This window comes from Pseudobdellovibrionaceae bacterium, assembly GCA_023898385.1.
Lineage (GTDB): Bacteria > Bdellovibrionota > Bdellovibrionia > Bdellovibrionales > UBA1609.
In genome coordinates, this window is sequence record CP060220.1 from 3,288,029 (window position 1) to 3,307,382 (window position 19,354).

General features: G+C 45.5%; 9 protein-coding genes. 5 read left to right on the forward strand and 4 right to left on the reverse strand.

The window, feature by feature from the left end; genetic code table 11:
- Positions 1-86 precede the first annotated feature (86 nt).
- From H6626_15140 to H6626_15150, 3 genes are all read left to right on the forward strand, one after another.
- Positions 87-11,114, forward strand: coding sequence for a choice-of-anchor D domain-containing protein (locus H6626_15140; GenBank protein USN47488.1), 11,028 nt, complete (start codon positions 87-89; stop codon positions 11,112-11,114).
- 1,107 nt (positions 11,115-12,221) lie between these two features.
- Positions 12,222-12,893: a hypothetical protein gene (locus tag H6626_15145; protein USN47489.1), complete on the forward strand. Its 672-nt coding sequence runs from the start codon at positions 12,222-12,224 to the stop codon at positions 12,891-12,893.
- Positions 12,880-13,428: a hypothetical protein gene (locus H6626_15150; GenBank protein ID USN47490.1), complete on the forward strand. Its 549-nt coding sequence runs from the start codon at positions 12,880-12,882 to the stop codon at positions 13,426-13,428. Before H6626_15145 ends, H6626_15150 begins: the two co-directional genes overlap by 14 nt.
- Before the next feature lie 559 nt (positions 13,429-13,987).
- Here the strand turns inward: H6626_15150 and H6626_15155 are convergent.
- From H6626_15155 to H6626_15170, 4 genes are all read right to left on the reverse strand, one after another.
- Positions 13,988-14,548 carry an SCO family protein gene (locus tag H6626_15155; GenBank protein ID USN47491.1) on the reverse strand — a complete coding sequence of 187 codons (561 nt, stop codon included), beginning with the start codon at positions 14,546-14,548 and terminating at the stop codon, positions 13,988-13,990.
- Entirely contained in the window at positions 14,548-15,261 is a 714-nt protein-coding gene (locus H6626_15160; GenBank protein USN49062.1) for a formylglycine-generating enzyme family protein, read from the reverse strand. Before H6626_15160 ends, H6626_15155 begins: the two co-directional genes overlap by 1 nt.
- A gap of 79 nt (positions 15,262-15,340) precedes the next feature.
- Positions 15,341-16,771 carry a nitrite reductase, copper-containing gene (gene nirK, locus H6626_15165; protein USN47492.1) on the reverse strand — a complete coding sequence of 477 codons (1,431 nt, stop codon included), beginning with the start codon at positions 16,769-16,771 and terminating at the stop codon, positions 15,341-15,343.
- An 84-nt stretch (positions 16,772-16,855) separates the two neighbouring features.
- Entirely contained in the window at positions 16,856-17,434 is a 579-nt protein-coding gene (locus H6626_15170) for a Crp/Fnr family transcriptional regulator (GenBank protein ID USN47493.1), read from the reverse strand.
- A gap of 223 nt (positions 17,435-17,657) precedes the next feature.
- On the opposite strand from H6626_15170, the gene H6626_15175 reads away from it, so the two are divergent.
- Positions 17,658-18,902 carry an alginate export family protein gene (locus tag H6626_15175; GenBank protein USN47494.1) on the forward strand — a complete coding sequence of 415 codons (1,245 nt, stop codon included), beginning with the start codon at positions 17,658-17,660 and terminating at the stop codon, positions 18,900-18,902.
- 24 nt (positions 18,903-18,926) lie between these two features.
- Complete coding sequence (locus tag H6626_15180) at positions 18,927-19,349, forward strand: cytochrome c (protein USN47495.1); 423 nt, start codon at positions 18,927-18,929, stop codon at positions 19,347-19,349.
- Positions 19,350-19,354 lie beyond the last annotated feature (5 nt).

Here is a 19,354-nt window from a genome sequence, read left to right on the forward strand (position 1 = left end):
CCGCCCTCAAGTTTGATCTATATTCGTCCGATCAGTTTTTGCTGACTTATTTATATATATGGAACGTAGAAAAGGATTGAAATAGATTGGGAAAGCTTTTTTATAAACTCATCAATATAGTGGGTGAACTTGCGAAGGTTTTATTGCAGGTCAGTGCCTTCGTAAATCTTGCATTTCTTTTTGGCTGCAGCATTGGCGATACAACCCTTTCAGGCAGCTTTTCAGGGGGCCTTAAGACCACGGCCTCACTAAGTCTTGAAAACAATCTTCATTTTCAAATTCCTGAGGATGCTAACACTCAGTTTGTAGTGAAGCTGTCAGATGCTGTTATTAAAGACACCCGGGTGGATTGGGCGGTGTTTCCAGATGGAGGCGGTGATGCCAGCAGTGATTTTACTGCCATTACCGGCACTTCGACTATTCCCAAGGGGGAGGTTTCATACGCGGTAACGCTTCCCATAATGGACGACAATTTGTACGAAGGTAACGAAACATTCCGTTGGGTGTTTATCAGTTACAGTGAGCATCTGACAGTTGATATTGAACAATATAATTTTACGATAATAGATAACGAGGCTGTGCCGACACTTTCATTTGTAAGTACATCAAGCCAGTTTGACGAAGGCGACGGCAATGTGAATGTTGAAGTCAGCGTCAACCCTGCGAGTGCATTTTCCATCGATCTCTCTTACACTGTTGGTGGTTCAGCCCTTGGAGGCGGAGGCGACTATGATAACTTCATCGGAGGCACACTAACGGTTTCTCCGGGCAATGCCACTGCGAGCTTAAGTATTGACCTTGTTGACGACGTCCTAGACGAGGTTGATGAAACCATTGCCCTTAATCTTACCGGCGCAGTGGTGAATGGTTCGATTACCGCTGTATTGGCCGCTCCGAATGCGCACACTTTAACTATTGTAGACAACGAGAATGCATTACTTAGTATTACTGATACAGACCCGTATAGCTTTGGCAACGTGAGCGTGAACGGTAGCTCTACATACAGTTTTACGCTGACAAACTCTGGTTCTGGGGCGGCCACTTCGATAGCGGATTTATTAGGCCTTTCAGCTCCGTTTACATATTTAGATGGCACATATCCCGGTACTGGCGGCAATTGCGGAGCATCCCTTGCCACTGGCGGATCTTGCGTATTGGTGGTTGATTTCGCCCCAACATCCGGCGGCAGTTTTTCTGATGCCATTGAACTTTCTTACTTTGATGGTATGAATTCCCAGTTTATAACTCACGGCGTTCAGGGCAACGGTGCCTCTGGAGCGGTGTTGACGGTGAGCGACGGGGCTACTTACGATTATGGCTTGACTGAAAATAGCACATCTAAAGATCATAGCTTTACGATTTCAAACACAGGTGGTAGCCCAGCCTCCAGCATTTCTTTATCTGGGCTTGCTGCTCCTTATGACTACAAAGACAACACCTTCCCAGGCACTGGTGGTGACTGCGGAACCACACTTGCGGGAGGCGATACGTGCACAGTGGTTATTACCTTCTCACCATCGGCCAGTGGCCCTTATCCTGAACAACTAGTGGTGGACTATAACTCGGGCACAGGAATGACCCAGGTCATCCGTGACATGACAGGTGTAGGAGCAAGTTCGTTTACATGGACGGGGCTGGGTGGGAATAGCAATTGGACAACAGGTGGCAACTGGCTTGGTGGCAGCGCCCCGGGCGTTTCTGATGTGGCTGTGTTTGATCAATACTGTACCAATTGCAGTGCCACAATCAATGCAAATGCAAACTTGGCCGGGATCACCATGTCTTCAGGGTACGCGGGGACAATTACACAGGCGCCAACCTTTATAGTGACTGTAGGTGCCAGTGGCTACACCCAAGCTGGTGGTACATTTGTCGGTGGGGATGGCGATGTTTATTTAAACGGTGATTTTTCACTCACTGGTGGCGCGTTTATTTCTACATCGGCAACGCTTGTGGCCGCAGGTAGTTTTGTTTTGAGTGGGGCTCCGAGCTTCAATCATAACTCTGGTACCTTTAAGATCACTGCAAACGGCACCAAATCCATTAACCCTAATTCTACAAACTTTAACAATGTTTTAATTCAAAATGGCTGTTGTGCAGGTCTTGCGAGTTTTGATGGAACTATGAATATCCAGGGAACTTTAACTTCAGACACATCTAACCACTATGATGGAATAGGCGTGTTTAATCTTTCTGGAGATCTTGTGGTCACCGATATCGGCTACAATTTATCCCCTACATTTAGGTTTGTAGGCTCAGGCAATCAGACGGTTACCAGTCCAATGGCTGTTACTCGTTTGCCCAACGTCGAGTTTGCCAAGGCCGGTGGCACTCTCACATTCGCCACAGATCATGAGTTTCGCGGAAACGTCATTTACACCACCGGAAATTTGAATTTTGGTACAACACGTACATTGATTAGAGGAAGTGATGGTCAAACTGTTACGGTCCCTGGTCTGGAATTCTATGATTTTGAGCTAACGGCATTTTCGAGCGGTATAGCTACGTTTACAGACAACGTGATTGTAAAGAATGACTTTACCCACTCAACGGCTCAGCAATTAGATCAAGGTATCACGTTTTTTATAGGTGGAGATGTGTTTGTTAACGATGCTTCGGTCTCTGCCCAAACTAGTATCTACAATTTAGAATTTAATGGAACAGCCGATCAGCATTTTTCGTTCACCGGCACCCACCTTACCAATGGAAACTTCACCGTCAATAAAGCCAGTGGCACTTTGTTTTTTGACACGAATGCCGATCTCGACGGGGTGGGACAAGATTTTTACGTTAATAATGGTATTGTAAATTTAAACGGGCATAACCTTGCAGTAAATGACCAGCTAAACGTGGGCGACGGGGTCGGCGCCGCAAGTAGCGCTCGTATTCTGAAGGCTTGTAATACGATTGCAGCAGGCACACAAACAGTAAACCCCGCAGATGGTGAGATTGTTGGATCAAGCTCCACCCCGAACGTCACAATTTCTGATGCCACAGTAGCTGAAGGTGGTAACTTAGTTTTTAACGTGGCACTTTCTGAAGGTGTATGTGCTGGTGACTTTACTGTGAACTACACAGTCAACAGCGGCACGGCAACAATTGCCAATTCTGATTATGTGGCCCCAGCGACAGACTCTGATGCTACACCTAATGATGGTACTTTAACTCTGACTAGCGGAAGTACCTCGGGTACTATTACGATTGCTACCACTGCCGATGGAACTATGGAAATGGACGAAACCATTACCGTGGTTTTAGGCACGGCCTCACACGGTTCCTTGATCGATGACACGGGTCTGGGGACAATAGAAAACGACGATGACAATGGCTTTATTTGGACGGGTGATGCTGGGGATGGTGACTTTTCAAATGAGGCCAATTGGTCAAATGGTATTGTGGCGCCTGGCGCGTCTGATATTGTGGCCTTTACTAATTTGTGTAGTGATTTTCCGGCAAACTGTAACGTGAATACAACTGCGTCGGTATCAGTGGCCGGCATGTGGTTGTTTGGCTCTTATCCGGGCATTATGACTCAGAGTGCTGGAGATACCGTTACCATTGGATCAGGTCAGTATATTCAAGCGGGAGGTACCTTTGTTGGCGGGGATTCCGAAATGGATCTCGAGCGCTTCACCTTAACGGGGGGCACATTTACTTCTACATCTAGTGAGTTACGTGTCGGCTTCAACGCCGTATCAATAGCCACGGATGGATTTACCTACAAAGGCGGTACCTTTAATCATAATAGTGGTACGGTTGTTTTTGACGGGTCGGGAGTTGCAAACGGCTTGCTGAAGAGCTTTGTTGTTAGTTCGCCCAGTCTCCTTACATTTTACAACTTAAACGTCGATATGACTGATCTGCACTCGGGAGACGGTTATGATGGGGCCTATGTCGAGTTTCAAGACGCTGTCGCCGTTGCCAATGACCTTCGGATCATAGATGGTTATCTGGATGAGGGCAGCATTGATTTGGGTGGCAATCTGTATCTTGACTTTACAAATGCCAACAGAAAAGCGGAGCGTAGGGGCAGTACGAGAGTATTATTTCACTCTGGTGGTAACCAACAAATATTTGCGTCGGATCAAGGTGTTTTTGCGCCAGCCATTGACGTCGATAATGGTACTACGGTTAGTCCGGGGGCCGGTACGACCACATTTGGTCTTTCTTTCTTGAATATGCAAAGTGGTAGTTTTAACTCTCCGACAGGGGACCTTGTTTTTTACGATTGGCTTAGCGAGGGTGCCACTCAACTGGAGGGAATTAATATAACCGGTGGGACGTTTAATCACAACAATGGGCATGTGAAAGTTCTGTATTCGGGGAGCGCAAACTGGACGCACAAAATTATTTTCAAACTAGCGGACCCAGCGGGGTTGACATTAAATCATCTAACAGTGGGAATCGTAGATCGGCATTCTGGTGGTAACTATGATGATGTTGTGTTTGAAATCGCTGCTGGCCACAATTTGGTCTTAGCGGGAAATCTTTATCTTGAAGACGGTCAGTTAGATGGTGGAAGTATCGAATTGGCTGGGGACCTCTATTTGGGATACACTGATGCCGCCCAAAAAGCGGAGATTGATGGAACGACAGTGATTCGATTTAATGATTCCGGGTCACATGAAATTCATTCGACACAGGCCGATGCCTGTGGGCCTGTGATCGAGGTCAGTAACGGATCGACGGTGACCGCGGCTGCGGGCACCACCGATTTTTCAATCGAGAAACTAGTGATTCTCGGAGGTAATTTCACCGGACCCACTGGGGTTTTGTCCTTTTCTGGTCGCCTGCCAGATTCTCAAAGTCAAATTGATGGTTTTACAGTAAATGGTGGGACATTTACTCATAATAATGGAACAGTCAAAGTGAATCGAATTGGTGGTGGAAATGGTGGAAATTTTAGTATTTTTGCATTTGTAGTGCCTGGGGGAATAACTCTAAACAATTTGATAATTGATTCGCGTGACGGCCACTTAGGTGGCGGTAGCGACGATGTTAATGTGTTGATCACAGCAGGCCACATTGTAACCCTTGATGGAGATTTAACCATTGATGACGGAAAGATCGATTCTGGAACATTGCGGATAAATGGTGATGCGATTTTTAATTACACTGACGCAGCCATAATGGCCGAAGGTGGTACTGCTGTAATTGAAATGGTTGGTGGGGCAGACGCACAAATCGCTGTGGATGCTGGCGCCATGACCCCAACAAGCGTGGTTTCGGTGAATAAACCGTCGGCGGTTTTATCTCTGCAAACGGGGTTAAATCTTTCTGCTGCAGGACAAGATCTTCAGATTATCGATGGTGATATTGACCTCAACGGCTACGATCTTACGGTCAACGACCAGCTCAATGTGGGTGACGGTGTGGGCGCAGCTAGCAGCGCCAGAATCATTAAGGGTTGTAGTACCATCACGGCCGGTTCACAAAACGTAAACTCCACAGACGGTGAAATTGTGGGATCTTCGTCTGATCCCAATATCACAATCAGTGACGCCACCGTCGCTGAAGGCGGTACCTTGGTGTTTAATGTGAACTTGTCAGAAGGAGTGTGTGCCGGCGATGTTACCATTGATTATGTGGTAGTTGATGGCCTGGCAAAAGTAGCAGGCAGTGACTACAGTGCTACTTTAATTGACAGCGATGGGTCGCCCAATGATGGCACTCTGAATATATCGGGTGGTGGCCTGTCGGGCACTATTTCAGTTGCGACAACGGCGGATACGACTCTGGAGTTTGATGAAGATTTAAGTGTGATACTTTCAAACGCCTCTCATGGAACCGTTACAGATGCCAGCGGACTAGGCATAATCGAAAACGATGACGACAATGGCTATGTTTGGACGGGCATTTCTGGTGACAACGATTTTAATAATGGCGCAAATTGGTCAAACGGCATTTTGGCTCCAGGAGCTTCGGATATAGCCTTTTTTGACGGAAGGTGTAGTGATGTGCCGGTCAATTGTGACGCCACGACTTCAACCAATGTGAATGTAAAAGGTCTTTGGGTGGCATCAGACTTTTCGGGTACGATCACTCAAGACTTGGGTCATTCGTTTGTCGTCGGTTCAGAAGATTGGATTCAGTATGGCGGCATTTTTGATGGTGGAAACAGTCTCATAGATATAGACGGGCCGATACTGTTGTATGCGGGGCAATTTAATAGCACCTCTGGCGAGCTCAGCGTGGGCTGGTACCAGAATTTGGATCAAACGGTCCTATCAGTGGGGGCGGCCGCTGGATTTAACCATAATAGTGGCTTAGTGACTTTTGATTCCACTGTTGGGAACTGTTCTGGTGGTGGTGTCAACAATTTCAAATTCATAGATGTTGACTCGACTTTAAGCCTTTATGACGTCACGGTAGATGGTAACTTCGATGCATGTCACGGCAACTTTCCACAGGTGGGGCCGGTTGATGGTGATACAATTGTGGTGCTTAATGACTTTTACCATTTTGAAGGTGGGCTTCGCGGCAACTGGGAGGTCTATGGAGATGTTCGAGTGGGGGGTAACGCTAAGTCTAGGTATAATGGTGTAATCAAATTTGTTGGAGGGGCTCCTCAGCAATATATTGTTGATGGAGGTACCGCCAATACAGGAAGCTTCACTATTGACAAGACTGCTGGTACGGTGACACCTAGTCCGGCGAGTGCTAACTTGGCAATTAATACTCTTCGGATTTTGAACGGCAATTTTATAGCGCCATCGGGCACATTGACGTTGAATAGATTTAACACCGGCGACGCGTTTCAAATTAGTCCCGGGGCAAGTTTTAGTCACAACAATGGAACCCTTTATTTTACCGGAACCTCTCCTAATTGTAATGGTGGCGGAGATCGATATTTTTATATGGATCTGGGCGGATCGGACTTAGATGTTTTCAACGTTACTGCAGCGGGACAGTACATCGCCTGTCATAGTCAGAACTCTGGTGTCGATGTAGATCCTGCACATTCTTTAATTGTAAATGGAGATTTTGTTCAACAAAGTGGATTGATAAAAGGGAATTGGGTAGTAAAAGGCAACATATCTGTAACCGATGATCGTACAGGCGGGCCAGCGTCGCTGACTTTGAGTGGAAGTAGCAATCAAACAATATCTTATTCAACTCCGTCAGGCAATGGTGGGAAAATGCCCTCTGGACTAATCATAGTGGATAAGCCTGGCGGGGACTTGATTTTCGGTAGTGACATATCGTTCAACAGTGCGGGCCAAGATTTAGCTCTTGTTGATGGAGATATTGATTTAAATAATTATGACTTAACTGTTAATGACAACTTCGACGTGGGCGATGGCGTAGGATCGGCAAGTTCAGCGACAGTTCTTCAAGGGTGTAGCACAATCACTGCTGGCACCACTACCATCGACCCGTCAGATGGCGAAATTTTAGGATCAGGATCTAGCCCCATTATTACCATCGATGACCCCATAGTAAACGAGGGCGGGAACTTAGTATTTACAGTGAGTCTGTCTGAGCCAGTGTGTGGGGCGAGTTTCACAGTCAATTTTGCTACATCCAATGGAACGGCTTCAAGCGCTTCGGATTATACGGCTAGCTCAGGCACATTGAATATACCAGCAGGTGACACGTCAGGGACGATCAACATCGTAACCATTGATGACGCCGCTATGGAAGTGGACGAAACCGTTAATGTGACTTTGTCAGTCATCTCCCATGGCAGTCTGGGAGATAGCCTTGGTGTCGGTACCATAGCCAACAATGACGACAATGGTTATCTCTGGACTGGTAACGCGGGTGATGGAAACTTCAGCAATGGAGCCAACTGGTCAAATGGAAGTGTGGCGCCCAGTAGTTCGAATATCGCGATGTTTGATGGTGTGTGTAACGATGTGCCAGCCAATTGTAATGCAAGCACTTCGGCCAATATTAATGTTCAGGGGTTGTGGTTTAATAGTAACTATTCTGGATTGGTTACCCAAACAGCGGGTCATTCAGTGACCGTGGGCGCTGGCAACTGGATACAAGTGGGTGGTGTCTTTGAAGGTGGCAATTCAAATATTACCATTGGCGGGGGTTTCGATTTACGAAATGCCAGTTTTACTTCCACCACAGCCGATCTTTCGGTATCGAAAGATGTTGGAATTCACAATTCAACCTTTGACCATAATGGTGGGACCTTTAAGTTAACGGGCGGAAATCCTCCGACCGTAAATTTTTACGCGCCGAACACGACATTTAACAATCTAGAGATTCATAAAAATGCCGGTGGTTCAGGCGGAGCTGTATTGAAATTGGAAGCTGGCAGTACGGTGACTGTTGCGGGCAATATGGTCGTAAATATGACGGGGCTGTGGGGCAGCCGCCTTGAGGGGTTGAGTTCCACAATTGAAGTCATGGGGGATTACACCTCGCTACTTTCTGGTGGTAGTGATTCGTACAATGTTAAGCTTAAATTGGTTGGTGGCAATGGCCAAACTGTGAATGGTGCGGGTGGAAAGTTTCCGTCTATAGAAATTGCGAAAGCTCCGGGTGCCGTTGTGTCATTTATCAATGACCTTAAACTTACAGGGCATTTGGTTTATAGTAGCGGCATCGTCGATGTGTCTGGCCTAACAAGTCTATCATTTGTAAATACAGATGGTAACAATGTTACTGGAAATGTGAATGTCGACATGCCAGGTGTGGTTTTCCCGAATCTAAACGTGTTGATTTCTGGAGTTAGTTCGGGAAGTTGCAATGTGAATTTTTTAAGCGATATTGAGGTTTCTGGTGATGTGTTTGTTAACATGCAAGTTAGTGCGGCCCAACGCATTTATGGTCCGGGCCGCATTAAAGTTCAAGGCAATATTACTCTTCAAAGTCTAAGTGGCGGCAACGCTGGTTTTGACGCCATTGGCACTGGTGATCAGTATATAATCCGAACTGGTGGCACTTGGCCATCGGGAACCTTTGTGGTTAATAAGCCAAGCGGAAAGCTAAGGCTTTTATCGAATATCACCCTCAATTCTGCTGGCCAGGACTTCGACGTTCAATCAGGGAAAGTAGACATGAATGGCTACGATTTAACCGTCAATGATCAGCTGTCAACCAGCTATGGTACAGAAATCATTGAAAACTGTGGGGCTCTTTCTTATGGTGCCCACAATCCGGCCAATGGTACCATCGTATCGTCGGGATCAAGTCCTGATGTTTACATTACTGATGCCTTCGCTGATGAAGGAAATAGTCTAAGTTTCACCGTGACGCTATCCGAACCTGTGTGCGGCACAAGTTTTATAGCCGATTATGCCTCGAGTGATTCTACAGCCACTTTGGCTGATTCTGACTACACATCTTCGACGGGTACATTATCCATTCCGGCTAAGCAGTTAAGTGGCACAATTACTGTAAATACCACTGGCGATTCCAATATTGAACCAGACGAGTTGCTTATCATGACTTTAACTAATCCATCTGCCGGAACTTTAGCTGATGCTGTTGGTTGGGGACAGATTTTGGCCAATGAAGATAGCGGTTTCGTTTGGACCGGCAATACCGGGGATGGCGATTTTTCAAATAATAACAACTGGTCCGGCCTAGTCGTTCCAGGGTCGACCGACATCGCTATATTCGATGCCACTTGCAACGATGTTCCCGCCAATTGTAATGTGCACACTTCGGCAAGTGTTAATGTGTCTGGGCTTCGAATGTATAGTAGCTATCCCGGTATCTTCACTCAAAACGCTGGTCATACTATATCCGTGGGTACAGCTTATTGGAAGCAAACAGGTGGGACGTTTGTGGGCGGCGATTCTACCATTGATTTGGATGAGTTCTATTTAGAGTCGGGATCATTTACTTCCACATCAGGCACATTGACCGTAGGTAGAAATCTAGGCTGGAATCCTGCCAATGACAACGATAACGGTTTTGTTTTAGGCAAAAATGCCATATTCCTTCACAATGGCGGGACGGTCAGGTTTGATGGCTACGGGTCAGTTTCTGACAGCGGCATAAGTATAGCAACAATTAAATCGCCTAAAGGAGTTGCGTTTTATAACCTTGCCATCGATGTGAGCGATAATGGATATGGTGGGTTGGATGATGCCCTGTTTGAATTCATCGCGGCACCGAGTGGATCTTATGTTGTTGAGGGAAACTATACTCACAGCAATGGTAAGGTGATTGGGCTGGGGGTTGAGCTCGACCTTCGGGGAAATGGGCTTTGGGAGTGTGTAAATGCCACTTCAGATTGTGCTTTTTCTACCAGTGTGAACAACGCAAACTTGGCGACTATTTGGATCAACATTAATGGCACATTAGCCCAGGAGTACGATGTTGCTGATGGTGCTGCTGCCCCTCACATTCGGGTGAATACGAATTCAAGTTTTTCGCCAGCCGCGGGCGAAACATCTTCGAAGTTTGGAAACCTTGAGTTGATTAAGGGAACATTTAATGCACCATCTTCAGAGTTGTCGCTTTCCCCCGCAATGGGATGGGGAGTTACGGGTACAGTGAATAATGGCGGCTTTGTGGTTTTTCCCGGGGCATCGGTTAGCGGACTAAACTCCCTTGTAATTGGAGCCTTTGCCGGTGCCTCAGACGGCATGGCTGTTATCTTTAACGTAGACGTGCCGACAAGTTTGACTATGACTAATTTGACGATAGATGTAGATGATATAGGTTATGGTCACTGGAGCGATGCCAAGATGGAAATAGCAGCTGGTGATACTCTCGTTATTACCGGAAACTTGACCGTTGATGAGGGAGTTTTAAATGGCGGCAGTATTGAAGTTCAAGGAAATGCCGCGTTTAATTGTGCTGATGCGACGTCGGATTGCAGTTTTGGTGGTTCAACGCTGATATCAATGACTGGCTCAGGCAATGTGAATCTATCACAAGCAACCTCTGCTGTTGTTCCCGGTGGTGCATTTACCGTGGGTAAGGACAACACAACAGACAATGTGACGTTGCTCACAAACTTTGACTTGGACACAGCAGGTCAAGACTTGAATGTCACCCAAGGTATCCTTGAAGTAGACGATTACCTAATGAGTGTCCATGGCGATGCCAATGTGAACGCCAGCGGTGATGTTTTATGTTCAGGAAGTGGTTCGTGGAATCTACTTGGTACGCTTGCCGGTGCAACCACCTGCGCACCTTAAAGACCCCACTTGCTAACTGGCCTTCAGCCATGTTGAATGGCCTATTCTAGGTCCTTCAGATGTAACCATTGTGCATTCACGTTTTTGACGGATGGACCTAGCGTGGGCAAAGACACCCTTCTCGGCAAAGGCGATTTTTGGACTATACCAGTCACGACAAAAGCATTGCTGAGTTTTTTTAACCAATAGGTTGGACTTAAATTTCCCCGTTTAAGTCTAACACCAAATTTACGACTGCTTGGGGCTGATCGAATATTACTCGGTGACCGGCACCTTTGATGCTGGTGTAATGAAATCACAACGAATTTATCCTAGAAAAGACACCCTTCTCAAGCCTTTTCGATACTATAACTAGCCCCGTGCCATCATAGGCCAGTCGCACACATGGCCCTGGGTGGGTTAAATGCAATGGAGCGGTTCTGCTGAGCACTACTCTTACAAAGGTGATCGATACTGTGTGATGGAAGCCTACATTCACTAATGAGCCCAGCCCAACTCGGGTAAACAAAGGTACCATCTTGTCGGCCAGGCACGAAAGTTTGGTCAACTTAGAAATTTACTCGCTCGACCTGCGTTTCAAACAAAGAGATCCTTTGAGGCTCTAATTTTGGCCTTTTTTCTATTCAACCCCAGTTTTGGCAGTCAATCTTATATCACACAACATGCTATGGTGCCGACGGGAGACAGTGAAATAAAGCGGTGCTGAATTAAGAATGGAGAACGTGCCCTCTTGAGCACGAGAGTCGGCGAGCCTCGGGGCCAGCGGTAGATTTCAAGGACTTGAGACGTATATTAGCGAGCACTAGGGTTTAAAACGAAGGACGGCCACATGCTGCATCTGTACAGCTTCGCATGCCGTGTCCCAGAAGTCCCTAGCTGAACGCTCCCGCCAGCAGAGTTGAGATCTGCTATGATAAACCATGAGCAAAAGTGTTAAGTCCCGCATCAGATAAGTCGGGCCGAAGTAGCTCATGGCAACCTAGGGTTTGGCAATTTCTGCGAGTAAATTTCTATTTGAGGGGTTTAGGGCGTGATTTATGTCTATGCTGTTATAATAAAAAGTAAAGTAAACTGGACATATATAAATAAATATGAGAAGGTCAAATCATGATGGAAGACAGGAAAAAACTAGAAAATCGAGCCAAAGCCTATGGACTTAAAAATTTGGCTCAGGATGTGGGGGTGAGCCGCCAGGCCCTTCATGGGTTCTTTTCAGGGGGTGATATGAAGCTTTCAAATTTTGAGAGGCTCCTCAGCTGTCTAGGCTGGACAATGGAGGTGTCGCCACAGGAGGCTTTAGAAGATGTCCTGGGGAACTTGAAGCTTTATGGAGCTCCGCTCTTAGTGGACGACCCTGAGGTCTATCTGAGCTTAGAGGAAACCCTCTATAAGGCTCTGGCCCTTTCCAGAAAAGAGGCGAGGGTGGCCTCGGTGCTACCTTACCTTTTGGTTTTAAAGTCCTATGCTTTAAAGGCTGAAAAATTGCTGGATTTATTTAGGGATGAAACTAGCTCTTTGCAATTGCTGGGGTATTATTTGGATGTGGCTCTTAGTTTTCGCTATCGTAAGCCTCTTGCGAACTTACTTCGTAAAATAGAAAAAAGAGAGGTAAAATTAAAATCATTTTACTTAAGAGAAAGTGATGAGGGGCGAAACCCTAAGCTATATAAGCGTTTTGAGAATGATCCGGCCAAGAAGTGGAAAGTACTGACAAGAGATAATTTAGAGGATTTGGTTCAAAGATTTAGAAAATGGGAGCGTGAAGATGCAGCCGCGTGATCAAATGATAAAATTTTTTAATGCCCTTGATGATCTACTAGAGCAGGAATATAGCCTCACGCTTATTGGTGGATCAGCTATGGTGATTGGCTATGCCTCTGAACGAATGACATCAGATTGTGATCCGTGGGGAAGGGCTGAGAAGGAAATTCAAAGCAAATGGGCACTAGCCCAAAAGGCATCAGGTGTAAAAATCAGTCTCGACAGTCAAACTGGAGTGGCTCAACTTCCTGAAAACTTTGAGGATCGTCTTGAAGAAGCAGACCTGAAGTTAAAAAAGCTTACAATAAAATATCCAGAAAAACATGACCTAGCCTTATCAAAGGTCACACGTTTATTAGGCAATGACTTGGATGACATTGAATGGTTGCATAAAAATCATGAACTAGATATTACGATTCTAAAAGAGATTTACCATAATGAACTTCGTCCAATTTATATAGGAAATCCAAAAAATTTAGATCTAAATTTTTTAGATGTAATTGAGTCTCTTTACGGTGAAAAAATTCGAGATAAATGCGAAAAAGATTTATGAATTAAAAAAAAAGAGGTGTAAATTTAGAAATTTACTCGCTGAAATTGCCAAACCCTAGGTTGCCATGAGCTACTTCGGCCCGACTTGTCTGATGCGGGACTTAACACTTTTGCTCTTGGTTTATCATAGCAGCTCTCAACTCTGCTGGCGGGAGCGTTCAGCTAGGGACTTCTGGGACACGGCATGCGAAGCTGTACAGCTGCAGCATGTGGCCGTCCTTCGTTTTAAACCCTAGTGCTCGTTAATATACGTCTCATGTCGTTGAAATCTACCGATGGCCCTGAGGCTCGCCGACTCTCGTGCTGGAGAGGGCACTTTCTCCTTTTTTATTTCAGCACCGCTTTATTTCACTGTCTCCCGTCGGCACCATAGCATGTTGTGTGATATTAGATTGACTGCCAAAGCTGGGGTTGAATAGAAAAAAGGCCAGAATTAGAGCCTCAAAGGATCTCTTTGTTTGAAACGCAGGTCGAGCGAGTAAATTTCTATCACCAGGCGGTGACAGTTGATAAGGTTATTCTGCACACCTTGGTGCGTTACTTTTGCTGGCAATCTATATCTACTTCAAGAGAGTGACAATCTTTTTGACCATTTCATCGTTAGCCTTATTCAGGCCATCAATTTGGTAGGTGACCACCCCTTGTGGATCAACAAGGTTCACCATATTTGAATGGGCAAATCCCCCGTCCGGAGTTTTCTTGTAATTAAATCCAATGACTCCAGCCAACTTACGTACAGTTCCGGCATCACTTGTTAACAGTACCCAGTGTTTGTCTAGACTGCTTTTCTTTTTATAGGCAGCAAGAACCTTGGGAGTATCTCCCTCTGGATCAAAGGAAATCAATGCATATACGACCTTCTCCCGGAGCTTCTTCGGCAGTGCCTTGCGAATATCGACTACCTTTTGTGTAATCATCGGACAGGTGTGCTGACAGCTAGTGTAAACCATGGCGGCAACCACCACTTTCCCAGAAAAGTCCTTGAGGTTGACGACCTTTCCTTCATGGTTCTTCCATGGGCCCGTTAGATTGTAAATCGACATTTCTGGCCAGGTTTCTTTTTGTGCTACTGAAAGGGGTCCGCAAAAACTGAACATTAAAACTATCAACAAATACTTCATTATTTACCTTTCTTGGTACGGGCACATCGAAAGCCCAAGTTTCCAACCGTATAATTACCCTTCAATGAACTTCTAAAACCAAATCTCATAAATCCACCGTAGTCCAATTTATCTTTGGCATTGAGCGATCCATCTCCACAAAAACGATTCCGATTGGTACTCCCGTCCTCACGAGACTCTCCAGTTACCAAAGCTGTATTGTAGTCTAGATTCCATTCCCAATGAAGCCCATGCATATCATAGACGCCCCATACGTTCTTTTCACCGGACGTGACCTTGGGAAGCTGATCAATACTTGGCCGACTGTACCAGTGCAATATTTTTTGCTGATAGCTTTTCTTGCCAGAGGCGTCTTTTACTTTATCATCTGCCGCTGCCACGTACTCCCACTGTTGAACTGTAGGCAGTGTTTTTCCAAGAGATTCACAATATTCTATGGCCGCAAACCAGGAAACATAGCGAACTGGCCGATCGGCATCGCCTTTTGGAAATGAAAAATCCGATACCCAATGTTTTAAATAAGAACTGTCGGCAAAGATTCGCTTTGTTGCAGAACGAGACCATTGTGGATTTTTTTTAACAAATTCTAAAAAATCACGGTTGGTCACGGGTGCTTTGTCGAGGTGAAAACTTTTTACAGCTACGGAAATAGATTTGCCGTTTTTATCTTTATCATAAAAGGGGGTAAAGGTTCCCCCCTCTATTTTTGCCATTTTAGTGTTGGGGCTGGCCACAGCCCCAAAGCCAAATAGGATGAGTGCAAGAAGCAGGTTCAACCCATACTTCATAGGTTCAATGGGCAGCTTTTTGTACAGCACGCACCTCTGAACTCGTCACAACTTTCCCAGAGTTGCCCCAAGAGTTGTAAACATAGGTCAAGACGTTGGCTATTTCGTCATCGCTAAGGCCCAGTGAAGGCATAACCCCATTGTACTCCTTACCATTCACTTTTAGCTTTCCACTCAATCCATTTTTAACCGCACTGATTGAGGCCTTAATACTGCCGTTGAGGAAATCTGATTTTGCCAAAGGAGGAAATGCCCCTTCAACCCCTTGGCCCGTAGCTAGGTGACAAGCCAAACAGTTGCGTTTGTACACTCGCTCGCCGAATTCAATTTGCTCAGCTTTGTTTTTCGCTATAGCCGGAGCTGGAGCTTTACCACTGACTTCTTGAATAGCTCCGCCTTCAGGCAGGTAAACCTCGTCGGACTGTTTACCAGAATAAAGTAAACTCTCCTCAGTACCAGCGACCTTCAGCATTCCTAATGCGCCCTTGTTAAAGGTTCTAAAAATCGAATGGTCCACTATGATAAACGTTCCCGGAACATCAACTTTAAATTCGACCACTGTTGAACCGCCGGCCGGTACCAGGGTAGTTTGCACATTAGTGTTTGCAACGCCTCCACCCTCTGTATAGACCTTGTCGAAAATCTCACCAATAACATGAAAAGACGAAACTAGGTTTGGTCCACCATTTCCTACAAAAAGACGAACTGTTTCGCCTTTGTCGGCAGTGATGGCATTGTCGCCGGCCAGGGCTCCCACAGAACCATTAAACACCACGTAGTCAGGAATTTCTTGTAAAGCCTTTTTCATACTAAAGGGTTGCAGGCCAGGATCGCCATAATCACCTTTCGTATAAAACTCACTTTGCATAACATAGTATTCTTTGTCGACTTTTGGCAGCCCACCCACTGGCTCAACCAGGATAAGTCCATACATACCATTGGCTATGTGCATTCCAACTGGAGCCGTGGCGCAATGATATACATATAGTCCAGGGTTCAATGCCGTAAATGAAAACTTAGAAGTATGCCCAGGAGCGGTGAAAGACGAAGCCGCTCCGCCGCCGGGCCCTGTAACAGCATGCAAATCGATGTTGTGTGGCATTTTACTATCTGGATGGTTGCTTAGATTAAACTCTACAAGGTCTCCTTCACGGACTCGAATAAATTTACCAGGAACCTCGCCGCCAAAAGTCCAAAAGGTATAATCAACTCCATCTGCCATTTTCTTAACAACTTCTGTTGTTTCCAAATTTACGATAACCTTTGTTGCGTGATCACGCGTAATAGGTGGCGGAACATTGGGCGCATGGGTCAACACGGCCTCCTCTGAACCTTTAACTTTTCCAGGTGTTGTTTTTGTTGTTGTTGAATTGCGGCAGCCAAAACTAAACGCAATAAAAAGCAATGCTAATGCATACGTACTTACAGTTTTCATAAGATCACCCCGAGACCCGTAAAATGTTTGAAATAATTAGGCTACATTATAGCCACCGGAACAAACTGACTTCCTTGATTCGAATCAAGATTCACTATTATATTTGTGCTTTCGAGCAAGCTCGGTCACATTAACTCCAGTAGCGCTTTGCGTTATGAGTCCATCTTCTTCAAGTTGTTTAATGGCCCGCGACAAAGTCTCCGGTCGAACTCCCAAGTTGGAAGCCACCTCGTGCTTGCGCAGCCCCAACTCTATTTCATTGGTATTTCTCTTTTTGGCTTGGTCATTTAGGTAAAATTCAAGTCGATTTCGAACACTGTGAAGGGACAGGGTCATAAATCGGTTGTAATACTCAGCAAGCCATTGCCCCATAGACGCCAACATAGAAAGGGACAGAGAATTGTGCCTTTTCATAAGCTCTTTTAAGTCTTTGTCACAAATAAAAGCACATGCGGCAGGACCAACAGCGTAAGCGTTTTCGAGATATTTCGAATCCGCAATACCACTTTCACCAAAAGTATTATTTTCGCAAACCAATTTTACAAAGATGCCGTTTCCCTCAGAATTATTGCTAGTCAGACGAATCTTCCCAGTGGCGACGATATAGAGTCCATCAAAAGAATCCCCTTGAAGGTATACGCTTTGGTTCTTGAATCTCTTCATTTGTGCGTGCGCCAATATATCGTCAATGACTGGCTCAGTAAGGCCCCGGCAAATTGGGCAAAAAAAAGACTTATTTGTCATTATATTGCGATTCAATATATTGGCCCCAGCAAAGCTGACATATGGCTCAACTTACTCATTATACTTGATCTCGATCAATGTTTTTTTCATAAAACACCGATATTTATGGGCTTGACTTCAATTTCTACCAGAAGGATCAACCATGAGCTTCGCAAGGCGTTTCCTTGTTATTTTTGTACCACTTCTTTTTATCCCATTTGCATACAGCTCTCCCGAAACGGATATGTTTAAAAATGCCGACTCCGTCTCCGTAAGTGGATCAGCCCGAATCCGCTGGGAGGTCAAAGACCAACTTATGGATTCAAACGAGAAGGCCGAAGATAAAAAAGACTTTATCGGATCTCGGTTTCGACTTGAACTAAAATTCGAGCCAGATTCAAAATCAACCGTTTACATTCAGCCACAATTCACGAAATTTTTTGGCGGCGTCGAACCGACCACAAGCGGAGCTACTAGCGGTAGCCTTCAAGACACCCGACTCGATATTCACCAAGCTTATCTAGACTATTCTATGTCAGATCAGTTGAGTGTACGGGTGGGGCGACAAGAACTTGCCTACGGCAATCATCTCGTCATTGGAAACGTGGGCTGGAGCCATGTATCACGGTCATTTGATGCCCTTCGCATTCGGCACGCCTTTAGGGATAACAAAGGGTTTGTTGATGGGTTTTGGTCTCAGATTGAAGACGTTGATACTGAGGCTACATTTAATACTGACAGTGAATTCTCCGGTCTTTATTTCCAGTATAAAGGGCTCACCTATGTTCCAGCTTTGGATTTTTATGTATTGCACAAAGGCGACGAATCCAATGTAGATCCCAACCCCGATTCGTTTTTTACTTTCGGCACACGGGCGGAATTTGATTTCGACCCCGTCGCATTTGATTTTGAATTCACCCAGCAGTCTGAGTATGAAAGCAACCAAGCGGATATAAATTTAAGTTATAATTTAGACAATATTCGAATATATGCTGGGTACTCCAATGCACATAAAGACTACCAACAAATCTACCCAACTGGACACAAATTTTTAGGATCTGCAGACCTGTTCGGCCGAAGAAATATTATTGATATGCGTGCTGGAGTTAATGCCAAGATGTGGGAAAACAAGGCCAGTATTAACCTTGAGTACCACAAGTTCAGCCGAAACGACGATAAATCACCAATCTATGCTGTTTCAGGAGGCGGGTTTGCTGGTAGCACAGGCCTCGAACCTGGAACAGAAGTTGCCTCAGAAGCAGATCTTAGTCTTCGATGGAATTTCTCAGAGAAGAGTCATGTCGTGCTCGGGGGCGCCTATGTAACTCCTGGTGAGTATCTAGAAAATATTCGCGGCAACAACGATAATGGTCATTTTGTCTATCTACAAACTTCAACCTCTTTTTAGGACAACAACAATAGGAGTACACGCATGCTCTCAAAAGCAGCAGCAAGAAACTTTTTTTTAATTGGAACAGGCCTTTGCTTTGGGGCCTTCTTCTTACTCACTCTGGATACAATCCGGCAAGTACCGGACCAGACAAATGCACAAAACTTGGGGGAGTCCGAGATCAGAGGAAAACACCTCTTTGAAACCAATAATTGCATGGGTTGCCATACAATACTTGGCGAGGGCGCCTACTATGCCCCCGAGCTAACAAAGTCATATGTAACCAAGGGACCTGAGTTCATAAAGATGATGCTCACCGACCCCGAAAAGCTCTATCCGGGCCGAAGAAAAATGGTCAAATATGATTTTACCGAAAGCGAAAAAGCAGACCTTGTTGCCTTTCTAAAGTGGGTCAGCGAGATGGATTTAAATGGCTTTCCACCAAAACCAGACTTGAATCAATAGGGGCA